Annotated in this window: 18 protein-coding genes and 5 tRNA genes; 3 read left to right on the forward strand and 20 right to left on the reverse strand. The window is 46.7% G+C overall.

What is annotated here, in order from left to right; translation table 11 throughout:
• Positions 1-7 precede the first annotated feature (7 nt).
• From AYJ58_RS12680 to rmuC, 6 genes are all read right to left on the reverse strand, one after another.
• Positions 8-2,233: a transglutaminase TgpA family protein gene (locus tag AYJ58_RS12680; protein WP_106650404.1), complete on the reverse strand. Its 2,226-nt coding sequence runs from the start codon at positions 2,231-2,233 to the stop codon at positions 8-10.
• Positions 2,230-3,327: a DUF58 domain-containing protein gene (locus AYJ58_RS12685; protein WP_106650405.1), complete on the reverse strand. Its 1,098-nt coding sequence runs from the start codon at positions 3,325-3,327 to the stop codon at positions 2,230-2,232. Before AYJ58_RS12685 ends, AYJ58_RS12680 begins: the two co-directional genes overlap by 4 nt.
• A gap of 99 nt (positions 3,328-3,426) precedes the next feature.
• Entirely contained in the window at positions 3,427-4,338 is a 912-nt protein-coding gene (locus tag AYJ58_RS12690; protein ID WP_106650406.1) for an AAA family ATPase, read from the reverse strand.
• A 185-nt stretch (positions 4,339-4,523) separates the two neighbouring features.
• On the reverse strand, positions 4,524-5,228 hold the full coding sequence (locus AYJ58_RS12695) for an EAL domain-containing protein (protein WP_106650407.1): 705 nt from the start codon (positions 5,226-5,228) through the stop codon (positions 4,524-4,526).
• A 239-nt stretch (positions 5,229-5,467) separates the two neighbouring features.
• Positions 5,468-7,393: a transglycosylase SLT domain-containing protein gene (locus AYJ58_RS12700; protein ID WP_106650408.1), complete on the reverse strand. Its 1,926-nt coding sequence runs from the start codon at positions 7,391-7,393 to the stop codon at positions 5,468-5,470.
• A 146-nt stretch (positions 7,394-7,539) separates the two neighbouring features.
• Entirely contained in the window at positions 7,540-9,096 is a 1,557-nt protein-coding gene (gene rmuC, locus AYJ58_RS12705) for a DNA recombination protein RmuC (RefSeq protein WP_106650409.1), read from the reverse strand.
• A 264-nt stretch (positions 9,097-9,360) separates the two neighbouring features.
• Here rmuC and msrP point away from each other — a divergent pair, with 264 nt between their 5' ends.
• Together msrP and msrQ are read left to right on the forward strand one after the other, a co-directional pair.
• Positions 9,361-10,395, forward strand: coding sequence for a protein-methionine-sulfoxide reductase catalytic subunit MsrP (gene msrP / locus AYJ58_RS12710; RefSeq protein WP_106650410.1), 1,035 nt, complete (start codon positions 9,361-9,363; stop codon positions 10,393-10,395).
• 43 nt (positions 10,396-10,438) lie between these two features.
• A complete protein-coding gene (gene msrQ, locus AYJ58_RS12715) occupies positions 10,439-11,107 on the forward strand; it encodes a protein-methionine-sulfoxide reductase heme-binding subunit MsrQ (RefSeq protein ID WP_106650411.1) in 669 nt (222 codons plus the stop codon).
• 172 nt (positions 11,108-11,279) lie between these two features.
• On the opposite strand, the gene gloA is transcribed toward msrQ, so the two are convergent.
• Positions 11,280-11,690 (reverse strand): lactoylglutathione lyase, encoded by a 411-nt coding sequence (gene gloA, locus AYJ58_RS12720; RefSeq protein WP_106650412.1) that lies wholly within the window; start codon positions 11,688-11,690, stop codon positions 11,280-11,282.
• Between the two features lie 463 nt (positions 11,691-12,153).
• On the opposite strand from gloA, the gene AYJ58_RS12725 reads away from it, so the two are divergent.
• The gene (locus tag AYJ58_RS12725) at positions 12,154-12,411 is read left to right on the forward strand and encodes a hypothetical protein (protein ID WP_106650413.1); all 258 of its coding nucleotides are present in this window, start codon (positions 12,154-12,156) and stop codon (positions 12,409-12,411) included.
• An 11-nt stretch (positions 12,412-12,422) separates the two neighbouring features.
• On the opposite strand, the gene nth is transcribed toward AYJ58_RS12725, so the two are convergent.
• The 13 genes from nth to AYJ58_RS12790 form a co-directional block, all read right to left on the reverse strand.
• The gene (gene nth / locus AYJ58_RS12730) at positions 12,423-13,064 is read right to left on the reverse strand and encodes an endonuclease III (RefSeq protein WP_106650414.1); all 642 of its coding nucleotides are present in this window, start codon (positions 13,062-13,064) and stop codon (positions 12,423-12,425) included.
• A 244-nt stretch (positions 13,065-13,308) separates the two neighbouring features.
• The gene (locus AYJ58_RS12735) at positions 13,309-14,007 is read right to left on the reverse strand and encodes an electron transport complex subunit E (RefSeq protein WP_106650415.1); all 699 of its coding nucleotides are present in this window, start codon (positions 14,005-14,007) and stop codon (positions 13,309-13,311) included.
• A complete protein-coding gene (gene rsxG / locus AYJ58_RS12740) occupies positions 14,000-14,638 on the reverse strand; it encodes an electron transport complex subunit RsxG (protein WP_106650416.1) in 639 nt (212 codons plus the stop codon). Before rsxG ends, AYJ58_RS12735 begins: the two co-directional genes overlap by 8 nt.
• Positions 14,639-14,694: 56 nt before the next feature.
• On the reverse strand, positions 14,695-15,744 hold the full coding sequence (rsxD, locus tag AYJ58_RS12745; protein ID WP_106650417.1) for an electron transport complex subunit RsxD: 1,050 nt from the start codon (positions 15,742-15,744) through the stop codon (positions 14,695-14,697).
• Between the two features lie 26 nt (positions 15,745-15,770).
• Positions 15,771-18,287, reverse strand: a complete 2,517-nt coding sequence (rsxC, locus tag AYJ58_RS12750) for an electron transport complex subunit RsxC (protein ID WP_106650418.1) — start codon at positions 18,285-18,287, stop codon at positions 15,771-15,773.
• A complete protein-coding gene (gene rsxB, locus AYJ58_RS12755) occupies positions 18,281-18,895 on the reverse strand; it encodes an electron transport complex subunit RsxB (protein WP_106650419.1) in 615 nt (204 codons plus the stop codon). The genes rsxC and rsxB overlap by 7 nt, the downstream gene beginning before the upstream one ends.
• Position 18,896: 1 nt before the next feature.
• Positions 18,897-19,475: an electron transport complex subunit RsxA gene (rsxA, locus tag AYJ58_RS12760; protein ID WP_006081543.1), complete on the reverse strand. Its 579-nt coding sequence runs from the start codon at positions 19,473-19,475 to the stop codon at positions 18,897-18,899.
• A gap of 125 nt (positions 19,476-19,600) precedes the next feature.
• The gene (locus tag AYJ58_RS12765; protein ID WP_106650420.1) at positions 19,601-21,505 is read right to left on the reverse strand and encodes an EAL domain-containing protein; all 1,905 of its coding nucleotides are present in this window, start codon (positions 21,503-21,505) and stop codon (positions 19,601-19,603) included.
• 204 nt (positions 21,506-21,709) lie between these two features.
• A tRNA-Asn gene (locus AYJ58_RS12770) sits at positions 21,710-21,785 on the reverse strand.
• A gap of 50 nt (positions 21,786-21,835) precedes the next feature.
• Positions 21,836-21,911 (reverse strand) — tRNA-Asn (locus tag AYJ58_RS12775).
• Between the two features lie 43 nt (positions 21,912-21,954).
• Positions 21,955-22,030: transfer RNA gene (locus AYJ58_RS12780), tRNA-Asn, on the reverse strand.
• A 32-nt stretch (positions 22,031-22,062) separates the two neighbouring features.
• Positions 22,063-22,138, reverse strand: a tRNA-Asn gene (locus tag AYJ58_RS12785).
• A 53-nt stretch (positions 22,139-22,191) separates the two neighbouring features.
• Positions 22,192-22,267, reverse strand: a tRNA-Asn gene (locus tag AYJ58_RS12790).
• Positions 22,268-23,222 lie beyond the last annotated feature (955 nt).

Raw genomic sequence — 23,222 nt, forward strand, 5'->3', positions numbered from 1 at the left:
ACCAATGCTAGGCTAGCGTGAATTTCTTTTTCACCTTTGCCCTGAGCAATAACCAATTCAGTTGCTTCGCCGCCGCTTTAAATTTTGTTAAATGCGCTTGATAGTCATCAGCCGGTAAATCTTGATACTTCAGCGCCACATAACTTTGAGTCAAGGTGTGCATAAGCGAACAAAGCTGTGGTGCACTGTGTTGGTATTGCTCGATAATCTGCTGCGCAAATTGGTTTGGCCCATCACTGTCATTACGCTTAATACCATGGCGGGCGAGGCGATTGCAGATCTGTTGATAGCGGGGGCTGATAGGATCGCCCTGAGTGCTAAAATGTAACAGCCCCGCACTGTAGGCGATATAGAGCACAATAAGGCTGATACACAGCCCCATAAATACCGCGATTTTAGTGTTAGTCACATCACCTAAGATGCCGCTGAGCACTTGATTCTGCCTATCTTGATTGAAACCCAATACCCACACGCTCCAGTAATAATCTATGCTGGCAAAACGTTGCCTTAACTCATTGAGCCAAGGCATAGATTTAAAGCGTAAGCTACTAAAAGGGCTTTCCTGCAGGTAACTCAGTGCGGGATCAAACTGGGCGTCGAAACCTTGCTCGATACGATCGGGAGCTACCATAGCGGTGGGGTCGAAACGCACCCAACCTTCACCTTCGAGCCAAACCTCTGCCCATGCGTGGGCCATATATTGATACACGCTGTAGTAACCCGCTTGCGGATTAAATTCGCCGCCCTGATAACCTGTAACCATACGTGCGGGTAAACCTGTGGCCCGCGCCATAACAATGAAGGCGGCGGCATAGTGCACACAAAATCCGGCTTTGTTTTCAAATAGAAAATCATCCACTTGCTGCGGCCCAAGGGGAGGCGGCGTGAGAGTGTAGAAAAAAGGCTCGGTATTAAAGTGGCGCATCATGGCCCAGAGTCGTGGCTTAGGCTCGGGATATTGAGTCTTGAATTGCTCGGCCAGCGCCCAAGTTCGTGGATTACTGTTACTCGGCAGTTCGAGGTTAATCTGTCTTTGCCGCGCCGAGAGCCTGAGATCCATCTTAGCTTTGGGCCAAGACTCCACTTGATAACTCATTCGCTGATCGACATTGCGCAGCGCTAACAGTCGATAGTCGGGCATATTGACCACACTATCATCTTGACTGTAGGCCACATCGAGACCAAATAACCACGGCTGATGGCTCGGCTCAGCAATCACTTGGTAACGAAGACTCAGCTTATTGTTTAGCTTGCCTTGTTTTGCAGTATCTTGACCTTCGCGACTTATCGAAGCGGGGCTCTTTGTTAAATCAGGATCATTGGCCATTAAATCAGGGTTATTGGTCACAGCGTCAGGACTGGTGACTGTCGAAGCTGGACTATTAAGCATCAAAGCGGGGCTGGGCCGTGAGGGCGGAAACAGCAGCGCATCTTTTTGCAGCTTTTTAATGCCTTCCTCCTGACGCCAAGTCATACCGTCATAGTTTTCCATCACCAGAGCGCGCCAATATAATTCAGCATTAATGGGCGCCGCATTGGTAAAACTCGCCCTAAAGGCCAGCTCGGTCGAACGGGTGAGCTTACCGATATCACCAATGGCCAGACTATCGGACAAGCCCGTTTGCGCTTCTTTCATGTTGGGCACTAACCAGAGCGGCGCAAAACGCGGTAACACCAAAAACAACAGCAGCGCGAGGGGCACACTCTGGAGTAAAAATTTACCACCGAGCCACGCCGTGTGTTTTAGGGAGTGTTTATCTTGATACAGGGTCACGAGCACGCAGGTGTTGATCAACGTCACCATAAGCAAATGCGCGGTATTGAGTAAGGATTGGTGATCAATAAAGGTCAGCGCGATAATAAAATAGCCCGCGAGGACGACAACCCGCACATCCCTTTGGTTACGCATTTCAATGTATTTTAAGGCATAACCTAACAGCAGCAGATTCACGAGTGCGTTGAGTAAGCCAATTTCCTTGGACACGAGTGCTAATGTGGTTGCGGCGCCGATCGCAAGACTGGTGACCAGAAAACGCGGCGGCTTTGCCACTTTGCCGACATAAATCCCCACACGCCACAGCAAACAAATTGCGCAAATGCCTAAGGTCCAAGGCGTGGTTTTATCAAATAGCGGGCTGAGTACGGCGATATTGGTGATCAATAACCAAAATAAAGTCTGACGGCTGATATTATCGCCAATTTGCGGTGTCGTGCTGCTGGCCGTTAATGTCATACCTGTTCCCTCGTAGTCGGGATATGACGTTTCTTGCTGGTGGTTTTAGCCGTTTTATTCGAGTGTTTCACCGCTGATGACGAATTAACGGCTGACGGCGCTAGCTGGGGATACAAGGCGAGGGCTTTATGACAGGCGATTCTATGGCTATGACCGATAGAGGGCGCGATCAATATATCCTCGCCCATTTGTGTTTGCAGATGCAGGCCAAAATACTGTTCGAGTTGCGTGAGTTTATTGATTTGCCAGCTTAATTGACTCAATTGGGTTTCGAGCCGTTTAGCATCCGGTCTGAGTCTTAACCAAACGGGATCGCCTTGGGGCTGTTGGAACTCTTTACTCAACATACCGCGACCTTGTGCCCACTGCTTCCACGCCACTTGCTTAAGGGATTCGCCGAGCACATGGGGTTTAAGGCCTTTAAACTCATTGATACCCGACACATGTTTACCCGCCAGTAACAGGGGATCGTGCTCCGACTGTGAATGATCAGCCTCAAGCTGCAGCGGCGCTTCAATCGGCTGGGCAAAGACTAAGTGGCTGATGCCCAAATCCACATGGGACCAAGCGCGGCACAGCCCTAAGGGATAAAAGGATTCAATTTTGAGCCGCCCCGGTGACACTTGGCCCCGCCGATGGTATTCAAAAGGTACGAGCGCTTGCTGTTCATCTGTGCCGACGTTCTGCACCGTATAAGTGCGATTATCCGGATAGTTTAGCTGGATGTTATGACCACTATGATGGGTGCTGATGAGGACAGGAAAAGTTAAGGTTTCGCCCGCATAGACTTCGGGCGGCGTCATGGCGCGTAAATGTAGACCCGCCAGATTTTTGTAACTGTAGAGAATACAGGTATTAAACAGGCTTAGGAGTAAGATACTAAGGCCAATGACTAAATTATTTTGATAGTTAGTACCAAATAGATATAAGAGTAAAACCAACCCGAGCCAAACTAAACCGAAACCACTCGGCAGAATAAAAATACTGCGATGGCTTAAGGTGATTTCAGGACTCGGTGGCAAACGCCTCGCTAACCAACGCTGCCAAATCGGTTCTAAAGTCGGCACGAAAGTTGGGCGTATCAGTCGTTTCACTTTTGCATCACTTCCTTGATTGAATGGCTTGCTTTAACAGCTCGATTTTATTGCTCAGTTAATGAATGCCTTCACAATATTGTTCATGGCAGCGGCTCGCTACATGATGGGATTAACGCTCGCCAGAATTCGCTCGGATAGGGCTTCGCCCTGTAATTGGCTACTGGTTCTGAGTCTATGCTCCGCCACGCAGCAAAATACCGCTTGCACATCTTCGGGAACTAAATAATGTCGGCCCGCTAAAAAAGCCCATGCCTTAGCGGCTTGCAATAGGGCTTTGGTAGCGCGGGGCGATAACCCCACGCTGTCACTTTGGCTACGGGAAAAACTCACTAAGGCCAAAATATAATTGAGTAAGGCATCGGAAGCGCTGACTTTGTCGCACTGCTCTTGCAGTTGCATTAAGGCCATCGGTGTCAGGCATTGGGGCAATTGATCTAAGGTTAAGTGGTTATGATTGCTCTTAAGCATAGCGAGCTCAGCATCGTGGCTTGGATAACCAATAGACAGACGCATCATAAACCGGTCGAGCTGCGATTCTGGTAGCGAAAATGTACCGGATTGATCGGTGGGGTTTTGAGTTGCGATCACAAAGAAAGGATTGGGCAATCTGTGGGTGATGCCATCGACGGAAATTTGTTGTTCGGCCATCGCTTCAAGCAAGGCGCTTTGGGTCTTAGGGCTGGCGCGGTTAATTTCATCGGCCAAGATCATCTGCTTAAAAATCGGCCCTGGATGGAAGATAAATTGCGCTTGATGTTTATCAAAAATCGACACACCGAGAATGTCAGCGGGCAGCATGTCGCTGGTAAATTGAATTCTTTGGTAACTCAAGCCCAAGCTTTGGGCTATGCCATGGGAAATACTGGTTTTACCCATGCCGGGTAAATCTTCAATCAACAGGTGGCCGCGGGCGAGAATGCAGGCCAAAGCAAGCCGAATTTGCCTTGGTTTGCCCAGTAACACTTGTTCGAGTTGTTGTAGTAATTCGCTGATCCCAGATTGTGCCACGGGCAACTCCTAATACATTTAAAAGCGTAACTGAAAGTGCATGCGAAAGCAGATAAGCTTAACCACTATGGCGGATCATCGCCTGCTTATCCAGTGGCATTTCTAGTGCGAAATCAATTACTCGACTGAATGACGTTTAGGCTTGCGTGTGCTGGTGGCACCAAGTCAAAGGTTAGCGCTTGGATTTAGGCAAGACACAGCGTTTGACTGCGGCTGGGGCGAATAAACCAAGATTTAAATAAAAATCCTTGGACTAAGTCGACGCCTATGTCTCGCGCAAACGCTAGCTGGGTTTCGGTTTCTATGCCTTCTAGAATGCACTGTTTATTGGTTTGTTTGGCAAAGTTAATCAGCGCTATGAGTAACTGGACGCCTTCAGGATGCGTGATGTGCGTTAACCAATGGCGATCGAACTTGAGATAATCCACATTCATCATCAAATCAACACAAAGCATGGAGTGGGGCGCGCCAATATCATCGAGCGCCACTTGGATATTCGCTTGTTTAAATTGGCCAAATAACTGATTGGCCAGCTGAGCATCGCTAATGCAAGTGTTTTCAATGATCTCGACCGTAATTTGCTGGTATTGCGATAGCAGCTTTATAAGCTTGGCAGTATGTGGCCCATCGACTGCGTGGGGATCGACATTGATAAAAATACGCTGCTGGCTGGGCGCGTGAGTGAGTTGAAATGCCTTGGCTTGATATTCAACGGCGGCGAGCAAATCTGTGTATTCATGCAATTGCTCGAACACGATATTGGGTGCAACCGCATCGCCATTAGGTAGATAAAAACGCGCTAAGGCTTCATAGCCGTCGATGGCTAACGTATGGGGATCGACAAAGGGTTGGTATTCGCAGCTAAGTGTTAACGAGCTAAGGTTAATCATGGGCCTAATGGGAGTCTTAATGCATTAATACTAATTATTCGCATTTAATCACTCGCAGTGCAAACAAGTTTGCGATAAAACGGCGTGATTGCTGAATAATTATTCGCTTTGCTAATGATTTGAATTTAGAGAATATCATTAAGAATTTTAGGCGGTTAAAGCATGAGCATTATCTTAGGGTATGCTGAAAAGTAGGAACTCGATACTGCTGAATATCGAGTTCCATTTTAGGTTGCGACTTAGTAAGCAAACTTCAGTTCGGCTTCGCTGAATAATGGCTGCGCTTTTTGCTCCTGCGCTTCATAAATCAATCGATAGCTGAAAACGGCTTGCACATATTCACGGGTCTCAGTGAAGGGAATGGCTTCGATAAAGCCCATAGCATCGAGTTTGCCATCTGAATTTGCTAACCAGCGACGCACTCGTGACGGGCCAGCATTGTAGGCGGCTGTGGCGAGGATACGGTTCTGGTTAAACTCTTTTAACAACTGGGCATAGTAAGCACTGCCAAGGTTGAGGTTAAGCTCGGCGCTATAAAGATCCTTAGGATCGCTATATCTGGCCCCATGTTTTTTGGCGGTTGCTTTAGCGGTTGCTGGCATAATTTGCATTAAGCCGCGGGCACCCACGCCTGAGGTCGCGTACAGATAAAACGCGCTCTCGCGGCGGCTGATCGCGCGAATCTCATCTATGTTGACTTTGTGCTTTTTACTGGCATGCTCAAAACCTTCTTGGTGCGCCATCGGGAAGCGCAGGGGAATGTCATCCCACAACTTACCTTGTATGCTGGCTTCGACGCCGAAATCATACCAGCCTTGCTCATGGGCATAACGGCCGTAACGGGCTCGCATCGTATTGTCACTGCGTTTTAGTAGCGAAATCCATTCATAGCGCGCATCGAAATAACGGTCCAGCGCCATCAGCTCTTGCACCCGCACAAAACCCAGATCATCGGTTAATTTTTGGCTGCTGGCGTCGACGATAGGCTCTGGGCTTTGATTCAGCGAGACGGGTTTATTTAAAAATTGTGCGGCGGCAAAACCGTAAAAATTACGTTCATTGCTGATTGTCGCAAGAGCCTTAGTGGCACTTTCAGGCGCATCTTTGGCATTTGTGCGATAGAGCCAATATTGCCAGCGTTCTTTAGCTAAGGTTTCTGGTTGCAGCAAGTTCAAGTAACGGGCAATGCTTCGCATGTCGTGATCGCGAATGGCCCATCTTAAGCGGCGTTCAAATAAGTCGTCACTTTTCAGCTCGGCCAGCACATTGTCAACATAGCTTTTATGGCTATCATCTTGTTCGATTAAGATGCGGCGAACCAAGTATTTATCCAGCTGTTGGGCTTGTGCTGGCGTAAAACGATTGGCCTTTTGATACCGTTCATACAAATTGATGGCTTGGTCGAGATCTTTGCGGGCAAGGCGTTTTAATCCCGCCGCGACTATGTCGCCGACAATCGGATTTTTATCCTTAAACTTTTCGGTATGGCGTAGGCTGTTTGGATCTTTATAGACAGCGACTAAACGCTTTGCTTCGTTGTTATGGGTGGTGATTTTCTGGGATAAAAAGCTCAGCAGACTGGTTTCGCCAGTTTCAAAACTCAGCATCATCCGCGCCCAGATCACATCTTGAGTGCGTTTACCTGCTTTGGTCCAAGCATTGAACAGGGGATCACATTCCTTTGGCCGCGAACTACCAAAGACCCACAGTGATTGCGCCGCAGCGTAAGCCGTCTTTACATCGCCCTTGGCGAGTTTTGCCTCGTAGTAATAACATTGCAGGCGGATGTCGGTAGGGGCATCAGGACTTATCGCAAGATAATCATTCCAACGTTTTTGGGTTCCCGCATTGTTTAAGTATTTAGACCTTAACCTGTTGTACATAGGCGTGGTTTGATACTTATCAATCAGATTTTTTGCCGCAGCGCCATGCAAACCATTGAGATCGCCTATGTCGATATCATGGTCTAAATAAATCGCGAGCGGATAATTACCTAATTTTGCTCGAAGGGGTTTATAGACTTCATAGTCTTGTTTCTTTAAGGCTTTTTCGGCCTCAAGGAAAGTTTTTTGCGTTGGCGTTAACGCGAATGCAGAAGGGGCATTCAAGGCGCCTGCGAGCAATATTGCGCTGGATATAACCACATTCATCACGGCTTTGCACATGGAGCGTTTGCCTCCGGGCATCAAGGTATCAATCGACATGTCCGTATCGATTCAAGGTTATTGGTGAGTGTTTAACTCTATTAATCAATTAGGTTTTTCAAATTTGTAATCAACTCAGTCTCTCAACTCTCTATCTCATTCTGGATTTATGCGGGTTCGAGTTCTGTGTCCTTAGGATCGCGCGTTGGCGGCAGCGTCTGCTCCGCGTCATCCTGTGTATCGTTGTCGTCTTGGGCTTCATTAAGCGCTTTTTCTAACAGCATTTTATCCAGCTGTTTACTGGTATCGACCCCGAGTTGCTGCATTAAGTGGGCTTGACGCACTAGATTGCCTTTGCCCGATGACAGCTTGTTCATGGCGCTGTGATAGGTTTTTTCGGCGTTATCTAAGGCGCGGCCGAGTTTTTCCATGTCTTCAATATAACCACATAACTTGTCGTAAATTCGACCCGCTTGCTTAGCAATGGTTTGCGCGTGTTGGTTTTGATATTCGTAGCGCCAAATATTGTTAATGGTGCGCAGGGCCACCAGTAAATTCGTCGGGCTCACCAACATGATATTCTGCTCAAGGGCAAAATTGACTAGGCTAGGATCATGCTCTAACGCCAGTAAAAATGCGGGTTCAATAGGAATAAACATCAACACATAATCGAGGCTCTTAAGACCGTGCAGATGTTGATAATCCTTTTGACTCAAGCCCTTAATGTGACTGCGAATCGAGATCACATGCTCATTAATCGCCTGTTGGCGTAGGGCAGGATCTTCACTGTTGAAGTAACGCTCATAACTGACTAAGGACATTTTAGCATCGATGACCACGTCTTTATTTTCTGGCAGATGCACAATCACATCCGGCTTAAAGCGCTTACCGTTGTCGTCCTTGAGATCTTGCTGGGTATGGTACTCATGGCCTTCACGTAGGCCGCTTTCCTGCAGCACGCGATCGAGGATCACTTCACCCCAGTTACCTTGCTGCTTGTTATCACCTTTAAGCGCTTTGGTCAGGTTGATTGCATCTTGGCTCATCTTCAGATTGAGATCTCTGAGGTGCTCAAGTTGATGTTTAAGGGCGCTGCGCTCGGACTGTTCGTGGGTGTAGGATTCACGAATTTGCTGTCTGAATCCTTCAAGCTGTTGTTTCAATGGCCCAAGCACGCCTTCGAGTTGACTGGCATTTTGGTGCTTAAAGTTTTCGCTACGTTCTTCAAAGATTCGATTGGCGAGGTTTTCAAATTGGGTTTGTAAGCGCACTTCGGCCGATTCTAGGCTGGCAATTTTATCCTGCAGTGATTCTTGCTGGGCATCGGCCTTGGCTTGAATGGTTTGCTGCATGGCATTGGATTTCGACAGCGCCAATTGAATTTCTAACTGACGGCGCTGGCTGTCATTCAATTGTTGTTCTAAGGTGGGTACGCGTTCGGCTAGGGCCTCGGCTTTACCTAATTGTTCAATTTTGAGCTCAAGGCGCTGTTGGTATTGACGTAGTTGCGCTTCTTTGTCATCGACCAAAATTTGCTGCTGTGCTAAGGATAATTCAGCATCTTCATTCACTTGACGCATCTCTTGCTCAAGTTGGTCTTTATGTTGTTGCCAGCGTTGGCGGGTGAGTCTTTGGTTAAGCAGGGCACCGATCAACAGGCCTAAGAAGGCGATGGCGAGAAGGCCGATGATTTCGGCGACGGAAAAAGATTGAGAAAATAGCATGATCAATAGCACTCCTTTAGCTTTGGCGCTTAGGTTCGCATGCCCCCTAACAGGCTTCAAGCCCTTTAATCAACTATATCTGCGCTTAATGCTTGAATGAGCAAGTCTTATACGTTTAAGGTGAATTTATTCGCGGGTGGAAAGTTTTTCTGGCTTTTACCTGTCTATATTAAGGTGAGCATAGAAGTGAGCGATACAGACGAGCGCCAGATAAGATTTTATCGCGACTCGGTGGCGTTAATCATTGGATGGTAGAGGTGTCAATTGGCTAAACATTCCCGTTTTACCCCAGGTATTCTTAAAAAAGCGCAGTGGCACATGCAAGACAACCAAGTGACACCTGAAGCGGTGTTTCGCTCGCGCCGGCAGATTGTGAAAGCCATGGGGCTTGGTGCTATTGGTGCCAGTGTGCCCGGTTACGTGCAGGCCGGATTGTTCGATCTATTTGGCGATCAACCTAAGTCCTCATTTATCACGACACCACTGACGTTTCAAACCAATAAGCAATACGGTGATGCCGATGTGTTAACCCCGCTTGATAAAGTGACGCAGCACAATAACTTTTACGAGTTTGGTACGGATAAGCAAGATCCCTTCAATAATGCCCAAGGCTTTAAAGTTGATCCTTGGCAACTGCGTATTGAAGGTGAAGTCGAACGGCCCATAACCTTAGATTTTAATGATCTGACTAAAATGTTCCCGCTTGAGGAGCGTAATTATCGTCTGCGGTGCGTTGAAGCTTGGTCCATGGTGATCCCTTGGGTGGGATTTCCGCTGGCGGCATTATTGAAAAAAGTCGGTGTGACCAGCAAGGGCAAGTATGTCGCCTTCGAAACCGCTTTTGATCCCGAGCAAATGCCGGGGCAGAAGAGCCGATTAATGGGCGGTGGTATTCATTATCCCTATGTTGAAGGCTTGACGATAGCTGAAGCCATGAACGATTTAACCTTAATGTCGGTTGGCTTGTATGGCAAAACCCTGCCGCCGCAGAACGGCGCACCCATTCGCTTAGTAGTGCCGTGGAAATATGGCTTTAAGAGCATTAAATCGATAGTGCGAATTCGCGTCATGGATAAACAGCCGCCAACAAGTTGGAATCAACTTGCTCCGCATGAATATGGATTCTATGCCAACGTGAATCCGGCGGTGGATCATCCACGCTGGTCACAGGCCAGTGAACGTCGTATCGGCGAAGGGGGATTATTCTCAGCAACCCGCATCGATACCCAGCCGTTCAACGGTTACGGCGAGTTTGTGGCTTCACTGTATGACGGCATGGATCTGAGGAAAAACTATTGATGTTTGGTTTGTTTGAAAATATGCCATTTAGCGGGGATGACCTATGTTCAGATTAACCGCTAAGCACTTGTTTTGGCTAAAAGCGTTATTTCATTTGCTGGGTTTAGTGCCCATCGTCTACCTAGTGCTCACTGTCGTGTTAGGCCGTGCGGGCGGCGATCCTGTGCAGCATATTATTCACTACACAGGCATAGGTGCGTTAAATGCTTTAGCGGCGACCTTGCTGATTTCACCCATTGCCAAGCTGACTAAGCAAGGGCTGTTGATGCAGACTCGCCGTTTAGTGGGCTTATATGTGTTTGCCTATGCCACTTTGCATATCTTGGCGTTTTTTAGTTTAGATCTGTTATTTGCTTGGGAATTACTGTTTAGCGAGGTGGTAAAACGGCCGTATATTTTAGTCGGCGCTGTGGCTTATCTTATCGTCACCGCTTTGGCGATCACTTCGTTTAAAGCCTTGATGCGTAAGATGGGGCGTCGTTGGCAGACCTTGCATAATGGGGTGTATTTAGTCGCGATATTAGCGCCAATCCATTTTTACTGGTCGGTAAAATCGGAAATCATCGAGCCAAGTCTGTATATCGTTGGTTTTAGTGTGTTGCTGCTGTGGCGTACGCCTTGGCTTAAGCGCATCCTCAGCCGTAATGGGATGAGTAAAACCGTGAAAAAGACGACTAGTGGACAAGAGAAAGCGTCGATAAAATCAGCTTAAACGTATGGCGCGAGTGGTGAATTGCTGGCTTGTGTCACGTTTCTTTGTGCTTAACGCAAAATAAAAGTATAAAAACAAAAATGCCGAATCAAGATTCGGCATTTATCATTTAGCAGAACAGTTCTGCTCACTTAATCTAGCTTAGTTAATCTTCTTGCTCAGGTGACAAGACTTAACCTAAACCTTGAGTCGCTGACTTCATTTGAATGAACTCAATTTTATAACCGTCTGGATCTTCAACAAAGGCAATCTCTGTGGTGCCACCTGCGACTGGACCAGGTGCACGTGTTACTTTGCCTCCTGCAGCGGCAATAGCATCGCAACGGGCGTAGATATCTTCATCACCAATCGCTAAGTGGCCAAAGCCAGTGCCTAAATCGTATTTGTCAGTGCCCCAGTTATAGGTCAGTTCAACCACGGCTTGGCCTGTGGACTCTTCACCGTAACCTACGAAAGCTAAAGAATATTTGTATTCTGGATTTTCAGAGGTGCGAAGTAGTTTCATGCCGAGCACTTCAGTATAAAAAGCAATACTGCGTTCTAAGTTACCGACGCGGATCATAGTGTGTAATAGTTGCGACATAGGTCCTCTCTCTAAATAGATTACGGTGGGGAGTATATCAAAAATGTCTCTGCGCATGACCACAAATCTCATCCATGGTGTTTTTATCACACTTGATCAATTCGATTGGTTAGGATAGGAAAGCGCTGGCTGTCGACGGGCGAATTTGCGGATTGTGATAAGAAAATTGCCGATAAATTGGCTGTTGCTCACAAAACACAGAGACAAACATGGGATTTTACCGCGAGGTTGACGATAATACAGCCATACCAACTAGGAGAGTGAATGATGAACACCGAAGTTAAAATGGCCTTAGGCACTACAGTTGTAATTGCTTTATTTTTCAGCGCGTTCTTTGTTTCAATGTTTTAACGACTAATATTAGTTTGAGTTAACCCAGCTCCAAGTTAAGCAAAAAAGCCGCTATTGCGGCTTTTTGTTTGTCTGTGATTTAATGCACGTAAAACTTAACAAGGATTGGAAAATGTTGTTTAGCGAAACTGAAATAGCATTAATTGCATCGGCTAAGCGAAAAGTACAGATGGCGCAGAAAGTGCGATTAGCTGTGATTGTATTAGTCGTGCTGGGTACTGGGCTGACGATATCTGGCTTGTGGGTCAATGAATTCGCCATTTATATGGCCTTTGGAATCGTGGTTTTTGCAGTGGCCTTGCCGCAATTTGGACAAGGGCCAAAATATGAAGAGCTAGTCAGTTTGCTCGAGAAGAAAAGCCAAGGCTAACTGGCTTGGGCTTACTCTTCAGGATAAATTTTTTCTTTAAATTCGCATAAATCTTCAATGATACAACTACCACAGCGGGGTTTGCGCGCAAGGCAAGTGTAGCGGCCATGCAGGATAAACCAGTGATGCACATCGACTTTAAATTCTGCGGGAACCACTTTTAGCATTTTTTCTTCCACTTCAACCACGTTCTTGCCGGGCGCAAATTTAGTGCGATTGGCGAGGCGAAAAATATGGGTGTCGACGGCGATGGTTGGCCAGCCAAAGGCGGTATTGAGCACTACGTTAGCCGTTTTTCGCCCTACACCGGGCAGGGACTCAAGTGCTTCGCGGTTTTCAGGCACTTCACCATTGTATTTCTCAATCAAGATCTCACAGGCTTTGATCACATTGATGGCTTTGTTGTTATACAGGCCAATCGTCTTGATATATTCCTTTAATCCATCCACGCCTAAGGCATAAATGCTGTGGGCGGTATTGGCTACAGGAAAGAGTTTGTCCGTTGCCTTGTTGACACTCACATCCGTCGCTTGGGCGGATAAGGTCACGGCGACTAAAAGTTCGAAGGGACTGGAAAAATTGAGCTCGGTTTCAGGTTTCGGATTGTTATCGCGAAGACGGGTGAGGATCTGGATGCGTTTTTCTTGATTCATGTACGATTCCTGCGCGGTTGTTGGATTCAACTGTTAATCATTTATTGTCAATTGGCCATTAATCATGATTGAACGAGCTAAAACCTAGTCCCGCTGATTTCCTATGCTTTGAGTGCTTATGTTGAGTGCGTATGTTTGAAATTATATGGCTCAATTCCAGTCGCTTAATGTGCGCTGAGCGCACATTAAGCGGTGAACATAATACTCTTTTTGATGCTTGAATAGGAGGTGTTAAGTTGAAAGCCTAACCGACCTTAGTAATGCGCGCGCGGGTAACACTGGGTTCTGCGGCGACTTGAGGCTGGCGTTCTTTGACTTTTTTATCAATCACATTTTTCAATGCAATTAATAGTCCCATCACGATAAATGCGCCAGGTGGCAGCATAGCGAGTAGAAAAGGAGTGTCGACTTGCCATAAGTGGATGGTTAAGGATTTTGCCCATGGGCCGAGCAGTTGATCGGCGCCATCAAACAGTGTGCCTTGACCTAAGATTTCCCGCGTTGCGCCTAATACGGTCAGCACTAAGGTAAAACCAAGCCCCATCATCAAACCATCGAAGGCAGCACTAAAGGCGTTATTACGCGAGGCAAAGGCTTCGGCGCGACCGATAATGATGCAGTTGGTCACAATCAATGGCAGGAAGATCCCAAGGGATAAATACAGACCGTAGGCATAGGCATTGATGAGCAATTGCACTGTGGTCACTAACGCGGCGATGATCATCACAAATACTGGAATACGAATTTCTTTGGGCACATAGTCGCGCACCAGTGACACTAAAATATTAGAGCCAATCAGCACCAACATAGTCGCTAGGCCAAGCCCAAGCGCATTCGTGATCGTCGCTGTGACCGCAAGCAGCGGGCACAAGCCTAATAGTTGCACTAGGCCAGGATTATTCTTCCACAAACCTTGCCAAGCAATTTCGCGATAATTAGCCATGGTTAGCCTCACAATTTAGTGGTTGGCTGAAAATTTGCGCTTGGTTATTATTGAAATATCCTACTGCGTTCTTGACTGCTTTGACATAAGCACGCGGGGTGATAGTTGCGCCAGTGAATTGATCAAAATCGCCACCGTCTTTTTTAACCAACCATTGTTTATCATCTGCCGAGCTTAAAACTTTACCGACAAATTGAGTGACCCAATTGGATTTACGCAGATCGATTTTATCACCAAGCCCAGGTGTTTCTTGGTGGGCTAAGGTGCGAACACCGAGGACTTCACCTGTTGTTTTGATACCTACAATTAATTTTATATTGCCGTTATAGCCATCGGGCGCGATGGCTTCAATGGCGATGGCCACAGGTTTGCCTGCTCGAGTGGCAATATAGGCGGGCATTGGGCTGTCAGTCCCTAATGCGTCTTTATCTAGCAGCAGAGTACACTGAGCCGTTAGCTCGTTATCGTGCATTTCATCAGGAATTAATTGATGTAACACTCGCATTAACTCTTGCTGTTCTTGCTGCTTAATTTTATCGACGGTTTGTTGATTGACTGCGGCGACGAGCCCAGTGCAAATCAAGGCAAACAATGCCAATAAAAAACCATTTTTAATCATCGGATTTTTCAACTCTTTTTCCTTAAGCTCTCGTTGCCCGCAGAATGATGCTATCGCTTAGCATGACCTTAGTTCGTTGAATGGCCATAGGTGCGTGGACGCACATAATAGTCAATAAAGGGCGCGCAGAGGTTGGCCAATAATACGGCAAAGGCGAAGGCGTCAGGGTAACCGCCTTTCGTGCGGATGATATACACCAACACACCAATTAACGCGCCGAAGATAATGCGGCCACGGGGGCTGGTTGCGGCAGTAACGGGATCGGTGGCGATAAAAAACGCCGCTAACATGGTTGCGCCAGAAAACAAATGCAGCAACGGACTGGCTTGGTTATCGGGTGAGAGTAAGAAACCAATACTCGATGCCACAAAGAGGCCTAATAACACGCCAGTGCTGATGTGCCAGCGAATGGCTTTTAGTTTAAGTAACACTAAACCGCCAGCAAGATAGGCCAAGTTCACCCAGAACCAACCTACGCCTGTACTGCCATCAAAAATGGTTTTGGTGAGACTTTCTGTAGTGGTTAATCCCATGGATAAATCGGTTTTGAGGGTATCGAGTGGCGTCGCCATTGTCATGCCATCAATGCCTAAACGGAACTGCTCCATATTCACGTGCGCGCCAACATTGAAGATAAGCTGCAAGCTTTCAACAAGGCTTGGTGAATGCAGTGCAACGGTACTCGGTGCTATCCAAGTGGTCATTTGCACCGGGAACGAAACTAACAGCAGCACGTATGCCGCCATCGCTGGATTGAACAGGTTATGGCCTAAACCGCCGTAGAGGTGCTTGACTATCACGATCGCAAAGGCGGTGCCCATGACGATCATCCACCAAGGGGCGAGGGGCGGAATGGCAACGCCAATTAAGATGGCGGTGAGCATGGCGCTGTTATCGCTAAGGCTCGTTTTGATATCACGATTGCGAAGTTTCATCACCGCGGCTTCGCAGCTTAAGGCAACGAGGATCGCCAGCAAGACTTGCACAAGTGTGCCCCAGCCAAAAAAGGCACATTGCACGACAAGGCCCGGCAGTAAACATAAAATCACCCTTTGCATGACCGTTGAGGTATGCAAGTTACGCGTTACATGGGGTGATGAGGCTATTTTAAACGCCATTGTGTTCCCTTTTAATCATTCTGTTCTTAATCATTAGTCACACTTAAGTCGCTCGAAGCGTTGGCTTCTTGGGCGAGTGCCGCTTTTTTAGCCTTTGCCTTGGCGATGGTCGCAGCAATCCGCGCTTTTTTAAGCTCTTCACTGGATAACTGCGCCGTTTCAATGGGCTCTGCAGCAGATCCCTGCGATGGCAAAACGGCATCAGCTTCAGTTGTTGCAGTATCAAGCGTTGCTGCTATCGAGGGCGATGCCACGTTAGCTTCAGTTTGGATCTCGTCAACGGACTCTATTTCAGCATCAGTTTTAGACTCTGCAGATGCAGCTATTTTCTTAGCTTTAGCACGAGCAACCGCGGCGGCGACTTTGGCTTTTTTAATCGCTTCAGCGTCGTTAACGCTAACGTCAGTGATGCTAACTTCAATATCAGTAGCGACTGCATTAACAGCGGTTTCTGCATCAGCATTCACATCTGCATGAACGCTAGCTGTGGAATCAACTGCTTGAGTCGCGGTCTGGCTTAAACCATTTTCAGCATTTGTCTCAGCTTGTTGCGCGGCTTTTTTCGCTTTAGCACGTGCTACAGCGGCGGCCACTTTGGCCTTTTTATCATCAGCAGCGTTTAACTCTGATGTGCTGTCAGCGGTATCAACATGCTCTAACGCTGCGGAATCGGTTTGCTGCGCCGCTTTTTTGGCTTTAGCGCGGGCAATCGCCGCGGCGACTTTATCTTTCTGGGATAACGGCGCTTCCTGCGCTATCACATCAGTGGCTGATTCAGTCGCATTAACATCCACCGAACTGTCTATTTGAGCGCTATCTGTTTCCACACTATGTGATTTAGTACTCTCGGCATTTGCTTGGGCGGCTTTTTTTGCCTTCGCACGGGCGATGGCAGCGGCAACGGCGGCCTTACCCTTTGGTGCTGCTGTGGTGTCAGTCGCTGTGGCGTTTAATTCTGCAGTTGCTGGTTGTTCTATTGTTGCTCCACCTGTGGCTGCTTGTGCCGCTGCGGCTTTTTTCGCGGCGATGCGTGCCATGGCCTCAGCAACGGCATTTTTATCTGTGCCTGTCATCGTCGCTTGTCGGCGCTCTGCAGCTTCTTTCGCTTTAGCTTCACGGGCCAGTTTTTCTTCTTCGAGACGCGCTAAGCGAGCATCGAAGCGTTGTTTAGCGCGTTCCGCTTGTTGTTTCTCATCGGCGGCTTGTTTAAGTGCTGATTTGGCAATGCGGTAATACTCGACTAAAGGAATATCACTCGGGCAAACGTAACTACAACAACCGCATTCAATACAATCCTTTAGATTGTAACTGGCGGCTTTGTCATATTCTTCGGCCTTGGCGTGCCAAAAAAGTTGCTGTGGCAACAAGAGTGCAGGGCAGGCAGTGGCACATTCGCCGCAGCGGATACAGGCTTTCTCTTCTGGCGCGCTACCAATTTCTTGGCTGCTGGGTACCAGAATACAGTTAGTGCCTTTTAAAATTGGCACTTGGATATTGGCTAACGCATGGCCCATCATAGGCCCGCCAATAATCACCTTTTGTTCAGCTTCTGGCGTGAATTCAGTTGCCGTCAGTACGTGATCAACGGGCGTGCCTATCGGTAACCAGTAATTTCCCGGTTTGCCGACATTTTTGCCTGTCACAGTCACTACGCGTTCAACCAAAGGCTTACCTTGGGTCACGGCTTGATGAATGGCAAAGGCTGTGCCGACGTTGTGCACCACAATACCGAGTTTGGCGGGGATCGACCCTGACGGGACTTCGCGGCCAGTAATGATTTGAATTAACTGCTTTTCACCGCCCGAAGGGTATTTTGTCGGGATAACCGTCACCCGAATGCTGCCTGCAGGAAGTCCGCATTGGTTGACTGCAGCTTGCATGGCTTTGGCCGCTTCAGGTTTATTATCTTCAATGGCGATAACAATGCGTTTTGGCGCTAATAATCGATGGATTATGCCAATACCCGCGAGGATATCTTGGCTGTATTCGCGCATTAATCTGTCATCGGCGCTGATATAAGGCTCGCACTCGACGCCGTTGATGATGACTAAGTCGATTTCACTGACCGGATTTAGCTTAATATGAGTCGGAAACGCTGCGCCGCCCATACCCGCAATACCCGCTGAGCGAATTTTATCGACGATTTGCTGATGGCTTAAGTCATCAAGTTGATTGGGTACTAACTCGCACCAGGTGTCCTTGCCATCGGCAGCAATAACGCAAGTGTTAACCGGCAGTGCAGAGGCGTGGTTACTGGCCCTTGGCTCAATAGCAACAACTGTGCCTGATGTTGGTGCATGTACAGGTAAATGCCAAATGGAAGTACCTTGCGTTAACGGCGTGCCTTTTAGCACCTTATCGCCAACCTTCACCGCAAGCGTACAGTTTTCACCGACTTGTGGCACTGGTACTAAGTACGTCGAGGCTAATGGCAATTGGCCAATCGGTGTCGCATTTGAGAGAAATTTGACTTCAGGGGGATGTATACCACCGGGTGAGCGCCAAAGGGTTCCTTTATCTAATTGATCTAATAAAGTTAACACCGCTTTTCCTCTTCTGACTGTGGATCTTGGCTCTGAATCTCTTTGCTGAGAGTCTCTTGGATGAGCGTCACTGGGATGGCATTTAAGCGCCAGTTCCAATTTTTAAGATTCTGGGTAACAGGGATCATATCGATACAATCGACGGGACAAGGCTCAACACAAAGATCGCAACCAGTGCAGTCGGTTGTGAGCACGGTATGCATCAGCTTGCCTGCACCGATAATCGCATCCACAGGGCAGGCTTGAATACATTTAGTGCAGCCAATACATTCATCTTCGCGAATATAGGCGACTTTCTTGACCTGAGATTGTGCCTCGGCATTCAACGGCTCTGGCTCAACGCCCATTAGAGTCGCCAGCTTTTCCATGGTGGCTGTGCCACCTGGGGGGCATTTATTGACTTTATCGCCATTGGCAATGGCTTCTGCATAAGGGCGACAACCTGGGTAACCACATTGACCGCATTGGGTTTGTGGCAGAATAGCTTCGAGCTCATCGACAATCGGGTTGCCTTCAACCTTGAATTTAAGGGCGGCAAAACCGAGTAACACCCCAAAGACTAATGCCAATAGGGTCAACAATATGACTGCAATTAAAATTCCGGACATCTTACTTAACCAATCCTGTGAATCCCATAAAGGCGAGGGACATAAGACCTGCGGTGATCATCGCAATCGCGCCGCCTTTGAAAGGTAAGGGGACATCGGCGGCCGCTAAACGCTCGCGCATCGCCGAGAAGAGAATTAACACTAATGAGAAGCCTAACGCAGCACCAAAGCCATAGATAGCCGACTGGATAAAATCGTGCTTCTCGTTCACGTTTAATAAGGCAACGCCCAATACCGCGCAGTTAGTCGTGATTAACGGCAAGTAAATCCCTAAGGCACGGTGCAGAGCGGCACTGGTTTTTTGCACCACCATTTCAGTAAATTGTACTACAACGGCAATCACTAAAATAAAGCTCATGGTTCGCAGGTAACTCAGATCAAAGGGTAATAACAGATACTGATTGACGAGATAACTGAGAATTGAGGCTAACGTCAGCACAAAAGTGGTCGCCATAGACATGCCAATAGCGGACTCCAATTTGCTGGAGACACCCATAAAAGGGCACAGGCCTAAGAATTTCACTAAAACGAAATTGTTGACCAGCACTGTACTGATCAACAGGAGGAGATATTCAGTCATCCTAATACTTTTCTAAACGGATCTTGGCCGTATTATCGACTTTTCCGTATGCATAAACAACATATAGAATGCAGGGTTAACCATCTTTACTGTAAATTTTGGCGACGAATTAACCCGTTAAAGTATTAAATCTGATCTGTAATGGCCATAGCTTGTGGCTGTGCGATGTAATAGCCCTGTAATCCATCGATGAGGAGTTTTTCGAGGGTTAATTTTTCTTCTTGGCGTTCGACGCTGGTAGCGATGACCCGGATGCCAATCCGCCTTGCGACATCCACCATCATACGCACGAAGAACTTATTGTTGCTGTCTTCATCGATATTAGAAGTGTAACTACCATCGAGCTTGATGAAGTCGGGCCGCACTTCGCTGAAGAATTTGAAGGAGGTAAAGCTCATACCAAAACGCTCAATCGACACCCGCGAACCGACACTGTGCACTTCGCGGACAAACTTATAACTCGCCCCTAAGTTAGACTGCATGCCGGACTCGTTGATCTCAAATACTAAGCGCGAGGCGATGTATTTTTGCTTACCTAATATGTCCTTCAACCAAGCGACAAACATGTCTTGATGGGCCGAAAATGCGCTGATATTGATACCAAAGTTACCGGTAATGGTCGGGTTTTCCTTAAGTATTCTTAATGCACTGATCACCACCAGTTTATCTAACTCAGTACTCATACCGTGACGTTCAGCCATGGCAATCACTGTGGTGGTGGGTAAAAACTTGCCTTCGCTATTATAAAAACGGGCTAATAACTCGCGGTAAACTTCGACATCAGTACGACACGGCTGAATAGGTTGCTGGTAAAATTTTAATGCTTGGCGAGTGACTAAATCATTGATCGCCATCTTCCAGCGATCGTCTCCAAATTGTTCATCACCATTGAGTTTTTCTTGGATATGATAACTATTGGGCCCAAGGGTTTGCGCTATGCTGACCGCAGTATCGGCAATGGTCAGTAAATTAGCCGCTTCCACTCCTTGGTTGTAGGGGACTAAGCCTATATGGGCAACGGATTCCGCTTTTGTCATCTGCTGATATTCATCGAGGTAAATTTTTAGCTGGTCTAAAAATTTCGGTGCATCTTTGAGCATAACTTCGGGAATAAACACTGCAAAATCAGCACTCGCTACTCGAAAATATTCGGCATCAGAATAGCTGCTACAGGCTTTACGGATGCAATTGGCGACTCTTGCGAGATAATCATCTCCCGCTGTTCGCCCTTGTTTCTGGTTTATTTGCGCCAACTCGGTCGCTTTAACCATAGCCATCAAGCCCAATTGAGGAATATTTGGATTACTAATGGTTTCTAGTTTTTTTGTAAATCCTGGGCGGGTGCTAAAACCTGTCACTGTGTCTTGATAGGCGGCTTTATGGAGCTTTTCGTTTTCTTGATTGAGCTTATCGATTTGAGTTTTAAGTTGCAGGCGACATTCTTCAAGGGAAATACCAATAGGGTTGAGCTCGCCAGTCAGCTTTGATGATGCGACTGCAGAAAACCCTAACTCAGGTATTTTGGAAATATAATCAGCAGCATAACGTATTGCAGCCCTATGTTTTGACATTAATAGAACAAACACTAACAGTAATGTCAGATAAGCCACTAGCAACATGAGGCCAAGTTTTTCAGTGTTGCTAATTGCCGTATCAATGGCTTGATTGGCGCTGAGTTTGACTTGTAAACGACCCGCTGCCAATTTTTGTGTGTGGCTGAGGTCGATGGAAAATAAACTGGCTAAAGGATGGGAATGTTGGCTGTCTAAGCTGCCTTCGGTATGGCTCAGTTGCCCGTCGGTATCATCAATATATTGGAAGAACTGAAATTGGTAGTCTTGAGATAGTTTTTTGAAGAGTTCAGTGCCATTACCTTGCCATTCTTGGTAGCGGATTAAGCTGGATTTAAAACTATCGAGTTCTTGCTGCTGTTGGACTTGCAATTGACTGTTTTCACTTTGATACACCCAAGCAAAAAGACCTAAAAAAATAAGCAGTAAAAAAATTGGATATGATTTTGACATGGCCATAAAAATCCGCTCTAGATTTTGGTGAGTACGAACAGGATAAGTTTAAGTCAAGAATGCTTAAAAACCGCTATCTGTGTGAAGATACTCAGAAATTTGTTTAATAAGCTGATAACAGTGTAACTGCATTTGCTTAAAAACAAAACGAAAAGAATAAGTTGCCTAGCAGGAGTGAAACTGAGGAATGGGGTGTTGAATTAGAAAATATGGCTCCCCTGACTGGACTTGAACCAGTGACATACGGATTAACAGTCCGCCGTTCTACCGACTGAACTACAGGGGAGTAGAGGGTGCGATATTGCTATCGACTTTTAAGAAATAACACTTTGAATATGGCTCCCCTGACTGGACTTGAACCAGTGACATACGGATTAACAGTCCGCCGTTCTACCGACTGAACTACAGGGGAATCGGGTGCGATATAACTATCGACTTTATTCTGTGCTTTAAATTGGCTCCCCTGACTGGACTTGAACCAGTGACATACGGATTAACAGTCCGCCGTTCTACCGACTGAACTACAGGGGAATCGTTTTAAAACAGCAGTGTAATAATGTAATTGGCTCCCCTGACTGGACTTGAACCAGTGACATACGGATTAACAGTCCGCCGTTCTACCGACTGAACTACAGGGGAATCGATTACTATCGTTACTGCTTGTTCTTACTTGCTTTTACTCTGTGTTAAATTGGCTCCCCTGACTGGACTTGAACCAGTGACATACGGATTAACAGTCCGCCGTTCTACCGACTGAACTACAGGGGAATCGTTTCACACAGTCGTAGCGACTCGTTGAGAACGGAGCGCATAGTAAAACGCTCTGTGGGATGAGTCAACTCGAGTTACTAAAAAAAGTGTAATTATGCTGTTAAGTGCTCATCTAATGTGCATCGTGGTGCAGAATTCGACATTTTTAGTGAAAAACCACTTAACAATTCGCAATATAGCTTTGAACGCCGCTACCGTTCGCAGGGGGAAATTGCTATAAAATTGAAATCACTCGTTAAAAAATAAGCACTTTTGGAAATCAGTTGAGCTCAGAGTCAATAAATAGACTTAAACAATTTAAATATAAAGCGCTACCAGATATTGCTGCGGGTTTAATTCCTCTTTTCTACTGACTGATAAGCATTGGGTTAGTTTGGTAAGCCAACATAGTGATGCAGTGTTAAGTTATCGCAGCAGCATAAAGAGGGATATGGAGCTTTGGTAAACCTCAAGGCTTAAACCGTGAGGCACATTACTGTATGGTCGGCGATTAACGAACGCTTCTTTCTTCGGTATGGCATACGTCACCATGTCCGATTAAAGATTGGCTAGCCAGTATGCACCGTAAGCAAGTTAAAGGTTAAGCTGCCTATACGTCGTATATAGAAGACATTTACTGTAAAAGTGAACTATTAATGGCGTTGAAGCGTATCTTAGCTTCGAAAGTAGGATAATTAAGGAGTGCTAGAGTATTAATCACTGGTCTATGCTAGGTTTTAGCTTAGCGCCAACAAGTTATTCAACGAGATTTGATCGCCGTTCATTGCTTTTTAAACGTTAAAGTGTCCAATTCAACACGCAATATGTGACTGATTTTAATTTAGCTTTCATCAAATTAGCCGTATCTGTTACTCAAGTCGAATGGCTTACAACGCAGTGAAGAGCAAGGGTAGTTGCAATTAGTGAAATTGATACAAGTAGCAACATTTATCAAATGTAATTAAATTACCAA

It is taken from the genome of Shewanella sp. Pdp11 (genome assembly GCF_002838165.1).
GTDB lineage: Bacteria > Pseudomonadota > Gammaproteobacteria > Enterobacterales > Shewanellaceae > Shewanella > Shewanella hafniensis.

What these genes read in the sequence shown, in the direction of transcription:
- AYJ58_RS12680 (WP_106650404.1), bottom strand. Translation starts at nt 2,233, where the DNA reads ATGACATTAACGGCCAGCAGCACGACACCGCAAATTGGCGATAATATC.
- AYJ58_RS12695 (WP_106650407.1), bottom strand. Translation starts at nt 5,228, where the DNA reads ATGATTAACCTTAGCTCGTTAACACTTAGCTGCGAATACCAACCCTTT.
- AYJ58_RS12700 (WP_106650408.1), bottom strand. Translation starts at nt 7,393, where the DNA reads ATGTGCAAAGCCGTGATGAATGTGGTTATATCCAGCGCAATATTGCTC.
- rmuC (WP_106650409.1), bottom strand. Translation starts at nt 9,096, where the DNA reads ATGCTATTTTCTCAATCTTTTTCCGTCGCCGAAATCATCGGCCTTCTC.
- msrQ (WP_106650411.1), top strand. Translation starts at nt 10,439, where the DNA reads ATGTTCAGATTAACCGCTAAGCACTTGTTTTGGCTAAAAGCGTTATTT.
- gloA (WP_106650412.1), bottom strand. Translation starts at nt 11,690, where the DNA reads ATGTCGCAACTATTACACACTATGATCCGCGTCGGTAACTTAGAACGC.
- AYJ58_RS12725 (WP_106650413.1), top strand. Translation starts at nt 12,154, where the DNA reads ATGTTGTTTAGCGAAACTGAAATAGCATTAATTGCATCGGCTAAGCGA.
- nth (WP_106650414.1), bottom strand. Translation starts at nt 13,064, where the DNA reads ATGAATCAAGAAAAACGCATCCAGATCCTCACCCGTCTTCGCGATAAC.
- AYJ58_RS12735 (WP_106650415.1), bottom strand. Translation starts at nt 14,007, where the DNA reads ATGGCTAATTATCGCGAAATTGCTTGGCAAGGTTTGTGGAAGAATAAT.
- rsxD (WP_106650417.1), bottom strand. Translation starts at nt 15,744, where the DNA reads ATGGCGTTTAAAATAGCCTCATCACCCCATGTAACGCGTAACTTGCAT.
- rsxB (WP_106650419.1), bottom strand. Translation starts at nt 18,895, where the DNA reads ATGTCCGGAATTTTAATTGCAGTCATATTGTTGACCCTATTGGCATTA.
- rsxA (WP_006081543.1), bottom strand. Translation starts at nt 19,475, where the DNA reads ATGACTGAATATCTCCTCCTGTTGATCAGTACAGTGCTGGTCAACAAT.
- AYJ58_RS12765 (WP_106650420.1), bottom strand. Translation starts at nt 21,505, where the DNA reads ATGGCCATGTCAAAATCATATCCAATTTTTTTACTGCTTATTTTTTTA.